Genomic DNA, 17,259 nt, shown 5'->3' on the forward strand with positions numbered 1-17,259 from the left:
TTTTAGTGTGTTTAAATTAAGCATAAAGTGGGTTGTGTGGACTACTTTTCCCTCATTTACATGGCGCGAACCTGTTTGCTTCTAACATCCAACTTAAGGTTTCTTCTAAATTAAAACGGGGAAAAAAACCTATAATTTGCTCAAGTTTTTGTTTGCATCCTACTAAATGCTTGACCTCATTGCTGCGAACAAACCTAGGATTAACGCCAATTTCCGGAGTATGCCCTGTTAATTTGCTCAGCATGGAAAGTAACTGCTGCAACGAGTATCCCTGACCAGTACAAATATTAACAACTTCATTTGCAGTTCCGCCTACTTCTATAAGTCGTCGGTATGCGTGGACAACATCACGAACGTCAGAAAAGTCCCGCACGATGTCTAAATTACCTAATTCCAAAAAATCGGCACGCTGGGAAAAATGAGTAACTACTTTGGGTACCAAAAATAGAGATGATTGCGCTACTCCCGTATAATTAAATGGACGCAGGATCGTAATGGGAAGCTCGTTCATCCAAAGTTTTGCCATCTGCTCCATAGATAACTTACTAACTGAATAATCATTGATCGGAGCGGCGGGCGCCGTTTCATCAATAAATTCGCGCTCTGTATTGCCATAAATATTTCCACTGCTGGCCAAAAAAATCTGTTCTGGAGGTTTTGATAATTGGGTTAAAGCCTTTAATAGATTCCGAGTACCGATAATATTCGTTCGATACATTGTTTCCGCATTATCCTGTCCTATAAAAGAAATCGCTGCCAAATGAACCACCACTGTAGGCTCTATTTCTTTAATAATATTGCTCAGCTCAGCTTGATTTAAAAGATCGCATGAAAAATAATTCATTCCTGGAATCGGATGAAGCGGTAACCGTTGGCAAAGACCGATGACATTCATTCCAGCACGCAACAGTTCCAAAGAAAGATAGTGCCCGGTAAACCCAGAAGAACCGGTAATCATAACCTTCTTCATTATGAAGTTACCCCACGCTTATTTCGTTCCAGATCTGCTTCTAACATCATTTGACATAAATGTTCTAAAGATATTTTAGACTCCCACCCTAAATTTTTTTTTGCTTTGGAAGCATCCCCAATGAGCAAATCCACTTCAGCGGGCCGATAAAATTGAGGGTTAACTTGAACTATGGTCTTGCCGGTTCGTTGATCAATAGCTATTTCATGGGCACCACTTCCTTCCCATGCAAGATCAAAATTTGCCGCTTGTGCCGCTAAGTTTACAAAATATCGCACGCTTTCAGTTCGCTGAGTTGCTAATACATAAGTATCAGGCTCATCTGCTTGCAACATACGCCACATCCCATCTACATACTCTCTTGCAAATCCCCAATCCCGCTTTGCATCTAAGTTCCCTATTTCTAAGACATCGAGCATTCCTAATCTGATTTTTGCAATACCGTTGGTAATTTTTCGTGTAATAAATTCACAGCCTCGCAGAGGCGATTCGTGATTAAACAAAATGCCACTACAGGCAAACAAATTGTAGCTTTCACGATAATTAACCGTCATCCAATGAGCATATAATTTAGCAACTCCATAAGGGCTACGAGGATAAAACGGAGTTAATTCAGTTTGCGGTACGGTTTGTACTTTCCCAAACATCTCCGAAGTACTTGCTTGGTAAAAGCGAATCATCGGATTCACTATCCGAATTGCTTCTAAAATATTTAAAGCACCAAGCGCGGTAATTGATGAAGTCATAATAGGTTGTTCAAAAGAAGAAGTGACGAAACTCTGTGCTGCTAAGTTATAAACTTCTGTCGCTTGGCTCTTCCTAAGCAAGCCTATAATTGAACTCAGATCAGTTAAATCGAATTCAACTAAATGTAAATTTGGATGTTTATCGATACCTAATTCTTTAATTCGCCAAAAATTAGTTGCACTAGCACGTCGATAAGCTCCATAGACGATGTATTTTTTTTCCAATAGTAACTCAGCCAGATAAGCGCCATCTTGGCCGGTTATCCCAGTAATCATTGCGATTTTAGGAGAATTATTTAGTTGCATAGCTCCTCCTGTTCTGGTACTTCTTCCTTCTTAATCGAAAACTGATTCCAATCTGGTTCACACTGTTCTGGTGTTAATTGGGTATACCACTGCCCATTGAACAGTACCTCCAAAAGTTGTTGGGTACTTTGTTCCCAAGTTAGCCATGGCATGTGTTCCGATGAAATATGGGTCTTTTCTTTGAAATTACCCACCCAAAATAGAATTGCCTCAGCCAGATCAGAGGGAGCATTGGAATTAAAATAGGTAGCATGATTTCCTGCCACTTCCCGAAATACTTTAAGATCACGGGCTATGATAGGAAGTTTATATTTTGCTGCCTCAATTAAAGGCAAACCAAATCCTTCCCCTTCGCTTGCAGCCAACATACACGAAGAAACGGCGTATAGCTTTTCTAAATATTCATCACTCACCTGTTCCAGCCAGAATAAATGTTTAAACAATTCCGGGTTTGTCCGCAATTTTCGGACAAGATTATCGACTTCCCATCCCTTCTTTCCCACAATGACTAAATTAAATCGATGCCCTTGCGACCAGAGTAATTCAAATGCCTTGAGTACTTGTTGATGCCCTTTTCGTGGTTCAACCGTTCCAACCATAATAAAGGTTGGATCTTGTTTTAACTGTTGAAGTAGGTTTTCTTCATGACTATTGATCCCATGGGTTGGCAATGAATTTTCAATATCCGCTCCCAGGTGAAAATAGCCTATCTTGAAAGGACGGGCGTGTTCTGATTTAAAACTCTTTAAGTAGTCACACACATTATCAGCCACTGCTTTAGAGATACATAATACACCATCGAACATGGAAATCGTGTTCATCCAGGCTTGGTGCATTTTCTCCGTTTTAGGAGTAAACATTTCCGGCATTAGAATGGGGAGTAAGTCATAAATAACAAAATGAATAGAAACGCCCTTTCGATGCAAATTCAGCAGATATTCTTTGTGTTTAGGAACAATACTGGGGCTTAAATCCAAACCTAAGAAAATATCTCCGGCATTTGCATCAATAGGTGTGTCTTCAAAATTTTCAGCAGAACACGCTAATAAATTAAGTGTGAAGTTACGGGCGTATCGATAAGTATGGCTCTCAGAAGCATAAACAGGCTCCACTCTATAACCGGCTGGAGGAGACTCCAATAATCTTTTTAAAATACTTCGTGTCACTCGTTGAATCCCTGATTTTACATCTTTAACAATGAGTACCGACACATCAATAAAGAATTGTCGTGTTTGGATTGATTTGGAAATAGACTGAGCCACATCTCTGGCTAATTGCATTAAATCGCGTGTATTCGGAGAATAAGATTTTAGTTGGGCTACTGACTTACCTAATGAGAAAATATCCGCTGAAGCGAGATCATACATCTTTTCAATGGAATAATAATATTTCTGTGCACAATCATAGGGCGCATGCTGAGTTCTTATATGTTTTTGAGCCAAGTCGCCCAGAGCCAATCGTCGATGTTTATCGTTCCAGAGGAGTTCTAGGGACTCTGTTAATTGGCGATCAGTAAATTCTTCGGGTATCTTCCACACGCAGTGGTCAGGTATTTCGCTAAGACTACCATGTGCATTGATAATTGTAGGAACACCATAATTCATACAATCTAATACGGTTCCAGATGTTTCTCCCCGTGAGTTTTTTCGCAGTTGAACCGCTAGATCCGCCGCTGCTAAATACAACTCGTATGTAGGATTATCACACCATCCAGTAATAGTTATATTTGTCCCTGGACCCGCATTAATAGTGGTTAATAATTGGTTCTCATAAGAACTGGTAGACTGGTTTTCTCCTACAAAGATCAGCTTGCACTGTTTACTGTGCACAAGCTCTGAATCCATCCAAGCCTTTATTAATCTATGATTTTCTTTATTAGGCCCCAATATTCCAAAACTACATACTAAAAATGCATCGGGGTTGAGACCTAATTGTTCGCGGGCGGCAAATTTATCAACGAGGTCGACAGGTTTTCTTAAATGGGGAATAACCGTCCATTCTCTTGCCGTATTGAGGCCATAAAAATGGTTTGCTAGATAACGAGAATATTCTGAATGAACAATAACGCCTGTTGCCTGTTGTAGGATGCGAAGGTTACATGGATATTTAGAGAGGGCCTTATCATGATCATTCACTCTATCAAGACATCCTTTATACCCATGGGAATAATATAATTCTAAATTTAGTAAATTCTTGGTTTCATTCTGATAAGCGGCATAATCGATAATACCGGATAGGAAAAAATCATGCAGTACAACAATACCAGGTATTTGTTGAATCAACCCAAACATATGTTGATGGAACATCGAGTTACCAAAATGATAAATCACTCGATCGTAATAACCAAGACCATTCTCCTTAAACCATTGAACAGATCGAATGGGATGATTGGTCGTAATCCAGGAGTCATTAACCTCCTTTTGAGCGACAACAACTTCAATTTCATAAAATCGACTCAAAAAGGGCAAAAGTTCTGCACTATAATAGCTTATCCCACTACGTTCTGGGGGCAGAGGAGAAACATAGGCTAACTTGGGTCGTTGGTGCGAATTAAACCCAATGCCTTTTTGTTTCTTTTGTTTAACTAAGGCTTCTAATGCGTTAATCGCTTTGCGAGCGCTAATATCCCAGGAAAATAATTTAGATTGCTCCAGTGCCGCATGTTTCAATTCACAGCGAAAATCATCATTATCTAATACCTTTAAAAGCATATTTGCTATCGATTCATCGTCGCAAGGATCAAATAGATTGTCCTCTCTACCAATCACTTCTGGGATACTGCTGGTATTCGACCCAATTACCGCTTGACCACAAGACATCGCCTCAAGAACAGGTAAGCCAAATCCTTCATGCAGTGAAGGAAACACAAAAATTTTGCATAAATTATACAAGCTCAATAAATCAGTGTTGGATACAAATCCGGTAAATATTAATTCCTCAATAGCTAAACCCTGGGAGGCAGCCAATGAAAAAAGTTTTTTCTTTTCCGAATTATTAATTGAGCATACCACCACCAATTGATGTTCATCACGAACGTCTTGAGGTAACTTCGCATAAGCCCGAATTAATCCTTCAACATTTTTACGAAAATCAATTCCGCCTGTATATAAAATAAAGGAGCGAGTTAAACCAAATCGAGCTCGTATCTCATCTTCTTTGGTAACCTTAATGGGTTTAAAATAATCATCTACTGCAGAAGAAATATTGATAATTTTATCTTCCGAAAAACTTATGTATTTTAAAGCTTCATGTCTTGAATATTCTGAAATAGATAACAATAGGTCTGCTTGTCCAAAAGACTCTAGCTTTTTTAAATACCACTTTTTTGTTTTTGCATCTTTTAGATAATGATCCGAATATACAAGGGGGATTAAATCATAAAGAATAACGGCTACAGGTATCTTACTCAATCTGCCAATGCTCGTAATTACACCCCCTTCATTAGTTCCTTCAAAGAAACTCCCAATAAGAACAATGTCGGGTTTTAGATGCGCAATGAACGCTTCTTGTACCAGTTCTGCAGTTTGATGAGACCAATCATATTCTTTTTTAGATGCGATACGAGACCACACCCGAATATTATCCTGAGGCAATATTCCCTCAAATGCAGTTCGTATAGAATTGATGCTTTCAGGAAATTGCCCATTAAGAGCAATAAAAAGCTCATGCTCTCCACGATTTCTAGCAATCGCTAAAGCGAGGGAAAGTAAATAACGACCGATACCCCGAAAACGAGTATTTGGTGTTTGAGCGCCTTGCAGATCCAAGACAATACGCATAACAACTCCATCAATGCTATCCAAAAGGATTTAAATTAGAAAACTCGAATACAGATTGTTTCGCTCAATTTAATATGCCATCACTATGTTCATATAAATTGGCATTGAACCAGACCTGAATCCCATCCAAGGTTGTCATGCCCGTTAGATTATAAAGCTTCGGATTGAAATCAAATTTACATGGTTTTTCATGAAGTAAGCTCCATTTATTTTGAATGAACAGCTCTAACAATTCACCTTCAATTCTTCGACTATGAGTTGCGATAAGCATAAAACGAACTTTTTTATTTATTGAAGCTATAGAGTGTTCTAATGATTTAAATTCGCCACCTTGAATATCTATGTGAACGTAATCAACATGGTTAAAATCATTTAATATATCTTCTATCGTATAGGATGGAACCTGCTGCTTAGGAAGCTCATATCCACGATAATCCTCTGCAGATGAATTATTTGATACAGCCCCACCCCAGTCGCCAATTCCATTTGCGCCATAAAATAATGGCTCTTTACTCTCACTAATACCACCATAAATACAACGTGTTATAATCTGATTTTCAGGTTTAATTACATTCTCTTCCCATGTAGGAAGACCATTTTTAATAAAATGAGCCTTCATCAGCGCAATTCGTTCTTTATCGGCTTCCACGCCCACAAGAGTAATATCAGCTATTCCGTTTTGTCGAGCAATTTTGGCAGCGAAGACTAACCAGGGCCCATAACCTGCACCCAATTCAATACATACGAATTGATTTTTAGCAGTTTCTACTGCTTTGACTGTAGCAATGTATTCGAGCGCCTCAGCATGAAGCGTGTCGCATGGAAAAGGAAGCCTACCAAGGGTTTGTTCATGGTGAGTATTAGTAATAGAAAAAAAAGATAAATCGGTTTTAATACCAAAATAGTCTGTATAAAATCCTTTTTCCAGTTCTGAGTTTGCCTGATATTTTTCGAGTCGTTTTAAATCTTCAAAGGTATACCCTAGATAAATTTGATTGTCTGTCAAATCCCTTTTCCAACAGTTGGTTGTTTCTAACATTATGGCAATCCTTTACTCACATCTAATTAAAATTGTTTTGGGAAGTGTTTTTTAATGCTTATTTTACTGTGCACCAAGGTCTATACATTGTTTAAGTTGATAGAAAATATGACGCTCATGTTCCGATAATTGCTTTAATTCCAATTCCACTTTATTTGTATCTGAGGCTAATATCTGTTGCCTTATTTTATTATTTTGCTTTTCATAAAGTCTTCTAAAGTATGAGCCAATCACCGGCCAATTTTGTCTTTTATAGCAACGTAAAGCCTTATTAAGTCCCTTTATGCGAATTTTTTTACTTTTTCCTTCAGGGGAGTTTATTAAATCTTTTAATATTAATGCCTTATCTACACCCGCCGACAGACGGGACATAAAATACTTCATACCCTCCGGATCAGGTGCTCTATTTAATGTAGCAAGATAGGCATGGTAAATGAAATCTTCTCCTTGTCGACGCAAAAGCAACTGGATAGAAGTGGAGTTTTTTGTTGAAGTGTGAGCATTATGCTGCTGCAATTGTATCGATTCTTGCTCTACTCTACGCAGCTCTTTCTGCTCAATCAGTTCTTCGTTTAAGGCGTTCATTTTTTCATGGGCACTATTTAATTCATTTTGTAAATTTTGAATATGTATTTGCTCTTTTCGGCGATATTCTTGTTCTGCAATGAGCCCATCGCTAAGAACACCTATTTTTTGGTTGGCACTATTTAATTCAAGCTGTAAATTCTGAGCATGTACTTGTTCCTGCCTACGATATTCTTTGATTGTAATTAGTTCTTCGCTTAGGGAACCTAATTTTTGATTCACACTATTTAATTCAGTTTGTAAATTTTGAACAAAGCCTTGCTGATGAGTCAGGTATTCTTTTTGTAAGCCAACCTCTTGAAGCAAAGCATCTTTTTCTTGTTGTAAACGTTGCATTACCTCTTGCTGTTGTACTTGATTTTCCTTTGCTAAATTAAGTTCGTTTGCTGTTTGCTCCAGTAAAGTATTAATTTTTACTTTATAATTCGCGAGCAATTCTTGACAAAGATATGAATTCTCAGTGATTTGCCATCGATCAAATATATTAGGGGGGCTCATAAAAGCATTGAGAAGTTCAGGATGTTCTTTGGCAACATAAAAACGATTGAGTCCATCGGAATAAACAAATAGATAATCGGCTGCAATAAGCAATGATTCCCATTGGGCATGATTTGGTTCAGGTGAATGAGGAACTGTCGCTTCAATTAATATTATCCAGGGGCGTAAACTCCTGGAATCCCAACCGCTGAGAACTTGTTGCTCAAACCCTTCCACATCAATTTTCATCCAATGAATATCGTGCACAGTTAATGTATTCATAGCTGCTTGCAAGGTGAGCGTTGGCACTTGTACTTTATGGAAGGGTAAGCCTAATTCCTGGAGATGAGTTTCTGCAATGTGGTGGATGGCTGTACTTAATCCGGTTCCAGGAATAACATTAAAATCAAGTAATCCATTAGAGTCAGATAGCGCGATTTGTAACACGGTTTCATCAGGTCGTTCGTTTCGCAATAGTTCAACAAACTCAGGAACAGGCTCAATATGAATTCCACGCCATCCCTTGTCATAAAATGCCTTACTGACCGAGTCGATTATCGGATGTTGAGCACCAATATCAATATAAAATCCTTTCTGCACATGCTTTAATGCGCGCCACAACATGATGTCTTCAAAATTTTGTGCGAAAGACATGAAGCTCATAAAATCCCTTAATTTGATGCTACGCTGTTAAATTGACTTCTTCGACGGATACAAAAGTCCCTTCCGGAGAGGGCTAAAAAGTATAAGTCTTGTCCTATTTTTGTGAATCCATTATACTTTTTCAATTAAAAATAACAATCGTTTTAGCTCAAAGTTGAAGACTCTATCCCTTTAGATTTTCTCTATCTATCGTATAGAAATTGCCATTAAATAGGATTTTTATGTCGTTGCAAAAGGACTCATTACTCAAAATACAAGCTCGGGTAATTGGCGCGCTGCTCATGCGGGAAATCTTAATTCGCTATGGTAGACACAATATCGGTTTTTTATGGATCATCGTGGAGCCCATGTTATTTACCTTGGGAGTGACTACATTATGGACATTGACCAAACTCACTCATGGTTCGAGTTTACCTATTACGGCTTTCGCACTTACTGGGTACTCATCAGTTCTTGTGTGGCGAAATACAGTGAGTCGTTGCACCATGGCAGTACGTGCAAATCGCAGCTTGTTGCATCATCGTTACATTAAAGTACTGCACTTGTTTTTAGCACGCATTACACTTGAGATTAGTAGCGTGACAATGTCGTTTTTGATTTTATCCATTGCTTTTATCAGTATGGGATTAATGGATTTTCCGGATAATGTTTTAACGATTCTATGCGGTTGGTTATTGCTTATGTGGTTTGCTGTGGCGCTAGCCTTGCTGATTGGTGCGATTAGTGAGCACTTTGAAACAGTTGAGCGATTATGGCATACCGTAGCGTACTTACTTTTTCCCATGTCGGGTGCAGCATTCATGGTCGACTGGCTACCTGAAAAAGTGCAATCAATTGTTTTATGGTTACCAATGATACATGGTGTGGAATTAGTACGAGAAGGATTTTTTGGCTCCACGGTTCATACTCATTATTCAATTCAATATCTGTCTTCTTTTTGCTTGATCTTAAGTCTATTCAGTCTTGCGATGGTAAAAGAAGCGAGTAGACGCGTAGGTTCAGAATGATTCATATCGATAATATCAGCAAGGTTTATCCCATTCGTAAAGGGGTACGTACCGTGCTCGATAAAATTAATTTAACCCTTGAACGTGGTCAAAAAATAGGGATTTTAGGACGTAACGGCTCTGGGAAGTCAACCTTAATCCGTCTAATTAGTGGTGCCGAAAAACCGAGTTCAGGAAAAATACATCGGGAGATGAGCGTTTCATGGCCACTCGCATTAGGGGATGCATTTCAAGATAATCAAACAGGACTCGATTGTCTTCGTTTTATATGCAGAATTTATGGGATTACAAAAAAGCTCATGAACGAAAAAATCGAATTTGTTAATGATTTTGCCGAACTGGGTATTTATTTCCATGAACCTATTAAATCTTATTCCTCTGGAATGCGAGCGCGGTTGAGTTTCGCAATTTCCATGGCCGTTGAATTTGATTGTTTCTTAATTGACGAGGTGGTTGCAGTGGGCGATGACCGGTTTCACAAAAAGTGTTATGAAGAATTATTTGAAAAAAGAAACGATCGAGCGCTTGTTATTGTTTCTCATGATCCAGCTTATATAAAAACCCATTGTGAATCAGCAGCGGTGTTAAGCAATGGCCGGCTCTATTCCTTCGATAAAATAAATGAGGCATACGATTTCTATCAATCAACACGAATCAATGCACCCACTAAAGAACATGTCATTGCGGGTTATCGTTTTATACTCGGACGCGAACCTGAAAATGAATTTACGATTCAATTTCAACAATCGGCCTGCGAAACCGTAGAAAAACTAAGAAGATGCTTATTTTCTTCTGAGGAATTTAAAAAGCAATTATTCCACGATAAGTTTGAGGTGTTTTCAGATACACTTCACTCCAGCCCCCCCCAAGAAGAGGACATTATGCTGGCATTTAATCTCCTTCTTGCTCGTGATCCAGAACCAGATGAACTGAAAAAAATCAAAAAATCAAATAGTTCATTTGAACGATTACGAACTCGCCTCCTGGAATCTAAAGAATTTCAGTTAAAGCTCAAAAGACTGTCTTTTTAAGAACGAGGCCTGGTAAGTGGCTCAAAGAGTTTATTCCAAATAACATCCATCTTGAGCTAAAAATGCAGTTAATTTTAGACTGACTTTAAGAAGCCGCTATCGTTGCTGCATATAAAAATGGATTTAATGGTGCTGTAGCCGTAGCCAACACCCCCAGGAATTTTTGCAGTTCAGCCATCGGAGCATTCGATACATACAGAATATCATGATCCTGAATCGAGAAACTTTGAGCCACAAAAAAACTCCTCGGGTTTTTTAAATCCAGTCTATAAATCACCGGTACTCTACCCTCTGCGGTGATGAATCTAGGAGGTCTTGGCCAATGAATCGCCGTAGCCTGTTCGAAACGGAAAACGAACACGCCACTGATGTTTGCTCGGTGATCCTGTAGACCGCCTGAACGTCCCAGGGCTTGAGCTAAATTAATTCCTTGGGCCTCAAAATTGATTTCCTCACTTTTTCCAGTTGCACCTAGTACAGTAAAACTTTTAGATTGAAATAAGGCCGTAATCACATCCCCTGCTTGCAATACAATATTTTGATGGGGATCACGAATGATAATATCCAGAGGTAAGGAATATACTTTTTGTCCTCGGGTTACTTGGATCATCGTCTTATTCACAGGAGTTTTTACCCCTTTCGCGGCGGCTAATGCATCCAACAATCGCTCTTTACTGGGCGTTAATGGCAAGCGCCTACTCGAAACAACCTCACCGACTATGGTCACCGCGGAGGTAGTATTTTTAGCAAGACGTACTAACACCTGAGGTTTATTAGCTTTACCTTTTAATGCACGTCGTATTTTATCTTGGATTTGTTGTACAGTCAGCCCTGCAACATGAATCGTACCGGCAAAAGGAAAACTTATCGTACCCTCTTGGCTAATCACTTGGGAGGGTAAGGTATTCATTGGACTGGAGTTCTTTCCAGAACTTCCAACAAGGGTTGGTGTAGTGAACAATGTTGCAGGGGGTATCTCCCAAATGGAAAAATCAAGCACATCTCCAGGACCCACACTATAGCGATTGGAGTGATTTTGTTTTAATGCATCAGAAAATAAATAATTTTTATGGTTTCGTGCTAATTGATGGGTAATATCGGGAGTGATATCAATCAATTGAACATCACTATTTACGGGTTCAGCAGCCTGCTTTACTACTCGTGCACTGGGTCCACTCGACATCATGGTACAGCCTGAAGAAAGTATCGAGAGGACCACCAACGCTAAGTGAGACGGTTTAATCTTATATTTATTAATACGGCAATGCATAAACTCATAATCCTAACAATTAATTTATTCCAGATGCTCTTTAACATTTGCAATCAAAAGGGATAGAACTCCCCAAGTAATAAGTCCCAAGATGAATATTGAAAAAATATTCCTGCTACGATACGGTTCAAATGAATTATCAGGTTCATTAGGATGAGCAATCAGCTCTAAATATAATTGTTTGCGCTGTGCTTCGATTTGGGCTTTTTTTAATGAAGATAAAGCAAATACCAGTTGTTTATAGGCAAATTTTTTATTTAAAACCAATCGTTCATAACGGCGTACTTTGTTCGTGAGCGAGGACAGATTTCCAGTGATCTTGTTTTTTTCGGTATTGATTGATAATCGTAGCGTTTCAATATTTTTTCGTAGTGAAGAAAGGTAAGGGTTATGCGGAGCCAAACTTTTAATTTGAGCTAATTGACCTTTTGCAGCAACCAATTCAGCTTCCATTTTGGATACATTTTGAAGCCTCATCGCCGATTCACGATTAGGATCAAAAACACCTTGAAATCCCCGATAATCCGACAAAGCAAGACTAGCTTCTTTTGCTTTTTGAATTGCGGCATCTACTTCTGCTTTTGCAAAATCAACATAATCTTTTCTTGATTGGATATTAAAACGATTAATAAATTGCTCAGCCAATTCCAACAAATGTTGATTCATTTGATACGCATCTTTGGCGGTAAAAGCGCGCACTTGTAAGGTTGAAATGGAAGATGGGGATTCAATGACAATATTGATTCGATTTTTATAATAACGATAAAGTGATTCAAAGCTAGAATCACCAAATAATGCAAAACGGTGAAACCAATCAATGTTGTGGTCGCTATAAAGCTTTTTTAAATTAAGTCGGTCGTTCAGTTCCAACAATGCATCACGAGACAAGATATAATCATGAATACTATAATCTGCCTCCTCTGCCTTTGATAAAGGCGTCGAAGACAGTAAAGCAGATAAACCTAGGTTAACTGGAGGTTGCCCTGCTCTGCGCACAATAAATCGCGACTCAGACACATATACATCGGAAGCAAGGAAGCCAAAATAAAAAATAGATAATAATGTAGGAATAATAACCGTACATACGAATAACTTATTTATTTTGTTTAAAAAAAGGGAAGCGCTTTGAAAAGATGATTTCCAGGGTAATGCAGTCACGGATGATAATCGATTAAATTGCTTCAAACTAACTCCTTTAGTTTTGGATCGATCTGGGATATTTCCTTTTTTTCCCCGCCTAGGTTCGCAAAATATAGGGCTTAAGGGTATCAGCTTAACTTTGTGCCACTGAGGTATGCCGCGTTTTGCAAAAACAGTTCAAAATAAAGCTACAATCCAATCCCTTCGAATATACACTGGGAATGGAAAATCTGAACTATGCCTTTAAAAGGGTAATTGGGGACATTCTACTGTCCTTAACTCAAAATAACAATGCAGGTAAATCAAGCACAGACTAGTTCTGCTTATTACTAACTTTTAAAAAGAATTTATTATATTTTTGAACAATCAATCCTGCAAAAGAATTCTCTAGTTTAACTTTTTTATAAAAACTACCATTTAGTTGGGTTCTGGTGATTAGAAAATTAAGAAGTTTTTTATACAAATCGTGATCGACAACCGTATTCAATGCTGAGGTCCAAAAATCATCTAGCAATCCTTGATAAGTCAGTCCGGGAAGATTGTAAAAACACTCACCACAAACAAAGGTAGGCACTTTATGGTGTAATGCAGAAAGCCCAACTGAACTATTAATTACCACGACCCCAAGGGCATGCTCAAGTAATGAAGGTAAATGCTGATCATGGATGTATGCCACGCGTTCGTTTATTTGCGCTTGAATGGCCAACCGTTTAATTACATCTGCATAATCCACATATCCTCTATCCATAGGATGATGTTTAAATATGAGAAAGGTCTCGTTCTTCGATGATCGTGCAAAAGAATTTATAATGCACTCAATAAATTGTTTCACTTCTTTGAACTCGGAATGAGCTGTTACTTGATAATCAGAACAAACTTGCAAGGGAACTAAAAAATAGCGCTTACTTAATGCACCTAGGAGTTGTTGCTCAATGCCCGCTTCTCGCCATTTATACCAATGTTTCCTCCTTGCAGAACGCATCCATGCCAGTCCCTCTAAAATTTTAAGTGGCCTATGGTGAACATTTTTGCTAAAAAGAAACCTGCCTAAAGCACCTATCGTAAAATAGCAGAATCCATACCAGATCATTTGCCAATAAGCGCGCTCTATTTGTTGTTCCTGATAATATTCACAGTACTGCATGTCAGTTGGCTGAAAATGGGTAATCGCATATGAATTTGCATTGACCCCCATATACTCCAGAGTCACATAATTAGGTCTAATATAACCTTCTTCGAACACTCCAACGTCTATTTCATGTCGCGTTGCAATTTCGATAGCAACCCGATGTATCGGACGACAATCCCCATATACAAAAATAATGTCTATTTCAAAACGCTCTAAAAAATGTTCCAACCATAAAGGCCACTCTGCCAGACTTTTTCTATAGATCACTGCGCCAAACAAGAAAAAAAAGCAATCGCCTGCATTGAAGTTAATTTTATATACCTGCGCTCCTTGGGTTTTTAAGTCTGTCGCCAAACGAGCAAAGAAAGGTCCGACCGGTCCTTGAAGCAATAAAACGTTTTTACCTTGAAAAATAGAGGTAGAATTATTTTTATACATAAGCTCCATAAGTTCCTTTCCTGAAAGTAAGTACATAATATACAGAAAAAAATCTTGGGATAAGAAAAAAATCGAGAAATTTAGTTTCACCTCTACAAAAAAAAATTTAATCTTTGCATCTCGCGTCTCGAATCTTTCTCTTAATTTTGGTTCATGGTATAAATGTTCTCGTATATGTATTGCAGTATACAGGCAGCATCAATGGATCATATTGTTCAATTGGCATGGATGTCTTTGCAATGAAAGTCCCCCAATTTTCATAAGCAATCTCAAGCTTAAGTTGATTCATTCGGTGTGATTATCATATGTAGTCGGAATCCTCTAACATGATTAAAACACATGTCTTGTTTGCTTTATATTGATGTCACTCGTTTAATTCGAAGGCAATTGCAACAACTAAAACCAACCGGGATTGATCGGGTGATGCGAGCCTATTTGAAGCATTATCAAGACTCCGCAGGGGGTGTTATTTATTATTTTGGACGACTTTGGATTTTATCTGAAAAAGAATCAAAATATCTCTTTCATTCATTGTTGTCTGACCGTTTAAAGCGTAGCAGACTCTACGCTTTCATCATCCAAGTTGTATTAAGGAGTTTTTTCGAAAAAAAACGGGATGGTATTTTATTATTATTAGGACATAGCAATTTAGAGCGCCCTCGATACGCCAAAGCCATTGAACGAATAGGACTGACCCCTATCTTCTTTATTCATGATTTAATTCCGATAACTCATCCTGAGTATTGCCGTGCAGGAGAAAAAGAAAAACATATTAAACGAATGATTCATGCCCTGAGCCTAGGAAAAGGCATTATTGTGAACTCTCAAGACACCTATAATGCGTTATTTAAGTTTGCACTTTCATTAGAAAAAAAACTACCCGCACTATGCATTGCAGCACTAGGAGTTGATTTACCTCCACCGCCGTTGTGTTCACGAACACTCGAGTCCCCTTATTTTGTTATGCTTGGTACGATAGAACCGCGAAAAAACCACCTAATGATACTTTATGTGTGGCAAAATTTAATTGATCGACTAGGTAGTAATGCACCTAAACTGATTATTATTGGCCGGCGTGGATGGGAGTGTGAGCATATTACTCGCATGATCGATAGTTGTACCAAATTACGTGGCTTTGTGTTTGAATGGAATCAATGTTCCGATCAAAAATTATCCTCATGCTTGCAACATGCTCAAGCACTCTTATTCCCTTCCTTTGTTGAAGGATATGGCTTACCCTTGATCGAAGCTTTAAATGCCGGTGTACCTGTTATTGCCAGCACCACACCTGCCCTTATAGAAATTGGTAAAAATATCCCAGAATATCTTGACCCCCTAGATACAGTGCAATGGATGAATACCATTTTGAATTATGCGCATTCAAACAGTACGTTAAGACAAAAACAAAAATCACGATTAATTGGCTATAAAGCACCGAGTTGGAGGAAGCATTTTTTGAGTGTGGAACATTTTATAAAATCTATTACACAGCAAAACATCGCAGGCTCTAAAGTTAGTCCTGCGAGGTCTACAGATCATGACATCACTAGCAGTAAGCCCACACTGAGTGATTCAATGATTTATGCTTGGCGCATGCCTTATTGGAAGAGACCAATTATCCAACGATTTCTTACAGATCATGCTATCCGCTTTGTGCGTAGGGTACGCGCAATTAAACCTGAGAGCGTCCTTTTACTTTGGGGGTCGAGTCGGGCCCCATCTAAGCTGGATAGTACGGTTTCAATAGTTCGATTAGAAGATGGCTTTCTACGCTCGGTAGGTCTAGGTGCCGATCTGACACGCCCATTATCTTGGGTTATTGATACGCAAGGAATTTATTACAATGCAACAAGCCCCTCAGATTTAGAATATATCTTACAATACTCTACTTTCGCTGAGCCATTATTGGAACGTGCAGCCTCTTTTCATCAACGGATCGTCGAGTTTGGGGTTACCAAATATAATCTGCAAGGACAAACTTGGAAACCAACTACTCATGGCAAACGGATCATCTTAGTTCCCGGACAAGTTGAAACCGATGCTTCCATTGCTTTTGGAACTGGGATTATTAAAACAAACATAGATCTACTTCAAGAGGTCCGCAAAAAAAATCCTGACGCGTGGTTAATATATAAGCCTCATCCAGACGTGGTTGCAGGTTTGCGAGCAAAAGGAGTCAATGAACAAAACTCGCATCAATATTGTGACGAATATCTTGAGACAGTTTCTATCGATCATCTCTTAAAATACGTGGATGAAGTACACGTTATGACCTCTTTGGCTGGTTTTGAGGCGCTACTTAGGGGCAAAGAAGTTACATGTTATGGATTACCTTTTTATGCGGGTTGGGGATTAACAACAGATATGATGAATACCCCCCGACGCACTCGACGGCTAAAATTAGCTGAATTAATTGCAGGAACTTTATTACTTTATCCGATGTACATTAGCTGGAGTAAAGGAACACGAGTTTCCCCCGAAGAAGCTTTAGAGGAATTAATCTTGGGAAAAGAACTCAAACCAAGGATGAGCGCTACATTTTTTAGAATCTGTTATCGAATAATACGCAGGTGGACAAAGCTCTATAAGTAATTCCGTCCTTGCTCCTTACAGCTCAATCTAGATCTTAGAGACAAAGCGTGATAATTAATAAAAAGACTATATTAATTCAGCTTAATA

General features: G+C 38.6%; 11 protein-coding genes. 3 read left to right on the forward strand and 8 right to left on the reverse strand.

Going from position 1 to position 17,259, the window contains the following annotated elements; translation table 11 throughout:
* Positions 1-52: 52 nt before the first annotated feature.
* The 5 genes from HBNCFIEN_RS14820 to HBNCFIEN_RS14840 all read right to left on the reverse strand — a co-directional run bounded on the left by HBNCFIEN_RS14820 (position 53) and on the right by HBNCFIEN_RS14840 (position 8,556).
* A complete protein-coding gene (locus HBNCFIEN_RS14820) occupies positions 53-970 on the reverse strand; it encodes a GDP-mannose 4,6-dehydratase (protein ID WP_182391827.1) in 918 nt (305 codons plus the stop codon).
* Positions 970-2,022 carry a GDP-mannose 4,6-dehydratase gene (gene gmd, locus HBNCFIEN_RS14825; RefSeq protein ID WP_182391828.1) on the reverse strand — a complete coding sequence of 351 codons (1,053 nt, stop codon included), beginning with the start codon at positions 2,020-2,022 and terminating at the stop codon, positions 970-972. The genes HBNCFIEN_RS14820 and gmd overlap by 1 nt, the downstream gene beginning before the upstream one ends.
* Positions 2,013-5,801 (reverse strand): glycosyltransferase, encoded by a 3,789-nt coding sequence (locus tag HBNCFIEN_RS14830; protein ID WP_182391829.1) that lies wholly within the window; start codon positions 5,799-5,801, stop codon positions 2,013-2,015. Before HBNCFIEN_RS14830 ends, gmd begins: the two co-directional genes overlap by 10 nt.
* Before the next feature lie 64 nt (positions 5,802-5,865).
* On the reverse strand, positions 5,866-6,840 hold the full coding sequence (locus HBNCFIEN_RS14835) for an FkbM family methyltransferase (RefSeq protein ID WP_182391830.1): 975 nt from the start codon (positions 6,838-6,840) through the stop codon (positions 5,866-5,868).
* Between the two features lie 63 nt (positions 6,841-6,903).
* Positions 6,904-8,556 (reverse strand): FkbM family methyltransferase, encoded by a 1,653-nt coding sequence (locus tag HBNCFIEN_RS14840; RefSeq protein WP_182391831.1) that lies wholly within the window; start codon positions 8,554-8,556, stop codon positions 6,904-6,906.
* A gap of 230 nt (positions 8,557-8,786) precedes the next feature.
* Between HBNCFIEN_RS14840 and HBNCFIEN_RS14845 the strand changes: the two genes are divergently transcribed.
* Both HBNCFIEN_RS14845 and HBNCFIEN_RS14850 read left to right on the forward strand, forming a co-directional pair.
* Positions 8,787-9,572 carry an ABC transporter permease gene (locus HBNCFIEN_RS14845; protein WP_182391832.1) on the forward strand — a complete coding sequence of 262 codons (786 nt, stop codon included), beginning with the start codon at positions 8,787-8,789 and terminating at the stop codon, positions 9,570-9,572.
* Positions 9,569-10,603, forward strand: coding sequence for an ABC transporter ATP-binding protein (locus tag HBNCFIEN_RS14850; protein WP_182391833.1), 1,035 nt, complete (start codon positions 9,569-9,571; stop codon positions 10,601-10,603). The genes HBNCFIEN_RS14845 and HBNCFIEN_RS14850 overlap by 4 nt, the downstream gene beginning before the upstream one ends.
* Before the next feature lie 85 nt (positions 10,604-10,688).
* Here HBNCFIEN_RS14850 and HBNCFIEN_RS14855 read toward each other — a convergent pair whose 3' ends face one another.
* From HBNCFIEN_RS14855 to HBNCFIEN_RS14865, 3 genes are all read right to left on the reverse strand, one after another.
* Positions 10,689-11,873 carry a polysaccharide biosynthesis/export family protein gene (locus HBNCFIEN_RS14855; protein ID WP_182391834.1) on the reverse strand — a complete coding sequence of 395 codons (1,185 nt, stop codon included), beginning with the start codon at positions 11,871-11,873 and terminating at the stop codon, positions 10,689-10,691.
* Positions 11,874-11,897: 24 nt separating this feature from the next.
* Positions 11,898-13,058, reverse strand: a complete 1,161-nt coding sequence (locus HBNCFIEN_RS14860; RefSeq protein WP_182391835.1) for a hypothetical protein — start codon at positions 13,056-13,058, stop codon at positions 11,898-11,900.
* A 268-nt stretch (positions 13,059-13,326) separates the two neighbouring features.
* Positions 13,327-14,580, reverse strand: coding sequence for a capsule biosynthesis protein (locus HBNCFIEN_RS14865; RefSeq protein WP_182391836.1), 1,254 nt, complete (start codon positions 14,578-14,580; stop codon positions 13,327-13,329).
* Between the two features lie 339 nt (positions 14,581-14,919).
* On the opposite strand from HBNCFIEN_RS14865, the gene HBNCFIEN_RS14870 reads away from it, so the two are divergent.
* Complete coding sequence (locus HBNCFIEN_RS14870; RefSeq protein WP_182391837.1) at positions 14,920-17,172, forward strand: glycosyltransferase; 2,253 nt, start codon at positions 14,920-14,922, stop codon at positions 17,170-17,172.
* The last annotated feature ends 87 nt before the right edge of the window (positions 17,173-17,259 follow it).

The organism is Legionella sp. PC997 (assembly GCF_014109825.1).
Lineage (GTDB): Bacteria > Pseudomonadota > Gammaproteobacteria > Legionellales > Legionellaceae > Legionella.

What these genes read in the sequence shown, in the direction of transcription:
- HBNCFIEN_RS14830 (WP_182391829.1), bottom strand. Translation starts at nt 5,801, where the DNA reads ATGCGTATTGTCTTGGATCTGCAAGGCGCTCAAACACCAAATACTCGT.
- HBNCFIEN_RS14820 (WP_182391827.1), bottom strand. Translation starts at nt 970, where the DNA reads ATGAAGAAGGTTATGATTACCGGTTCTTCTGGGTTTACCGGGCACTAT.
- HBNCFIEN_RS14865 (WP_182391836.1), bottom strand. Translation starts at nt 14,580, where the DNA reads ATGTATAAAAATAATTCTACCTCTATTTTTCAAGGTAAAAACGTTTTA.
- gmd (WP_182391828.1), bottom strand. Translation starts at nt 2,022, where the DNA reads ATGCAACTAAATAATTCTCCTAAAATCGCAATGATTACTGGGATAACC.
- HBNCFIEN_RS14870 (WP_182391837.1), top strand. Translation starts at nt 14,920, where the DNA reads ATGTCTTGTTTGCTTTATATTGATGTCACTCGTTTAATTCGAAGGCAA.
- HBNCFIEN_RS14840 (WP_182391831.1), bottom strand. Translation starts at nt 8,556, where the DNA reads ATGTCTTTCGCACAAAATTTTGAAGACATCATGTTGTGGCGCGCATTA.
- HBNCFIEN_RS14855 (WP_182391834.1), bottom strand. Translation starts at nt 11,873, where the DNA reads ATGCATTGCCGTATTAATAAATATAAGATTAAACCGTCTCACTTAGCG.
- HBNCFIEN_RS14835 (WP_182391830.1), bottom strand. Translation starts at nt 6,840, where the DNA reads ATGTTAGAAACAACCAACTGTTGGAAAAGGGATTTGACAGACAATCAA.
- HBNCFIEN_RS14845 (WP_182391832.1), top strand. Translation starts at nt 8,787, where the DNA reads ATGTCGTTGCAAAAGGACTCATTACTCAAAATACAAGCTCGGGTAATT.
- HBNCFIEN_RS14850 (WP_182391833.1), top strand. Translation starts at nt 9,569, where the DNA reads ATGATTCATATCGATAATATCAGCAAGGTTTATCCCATTCGTAAAGGG.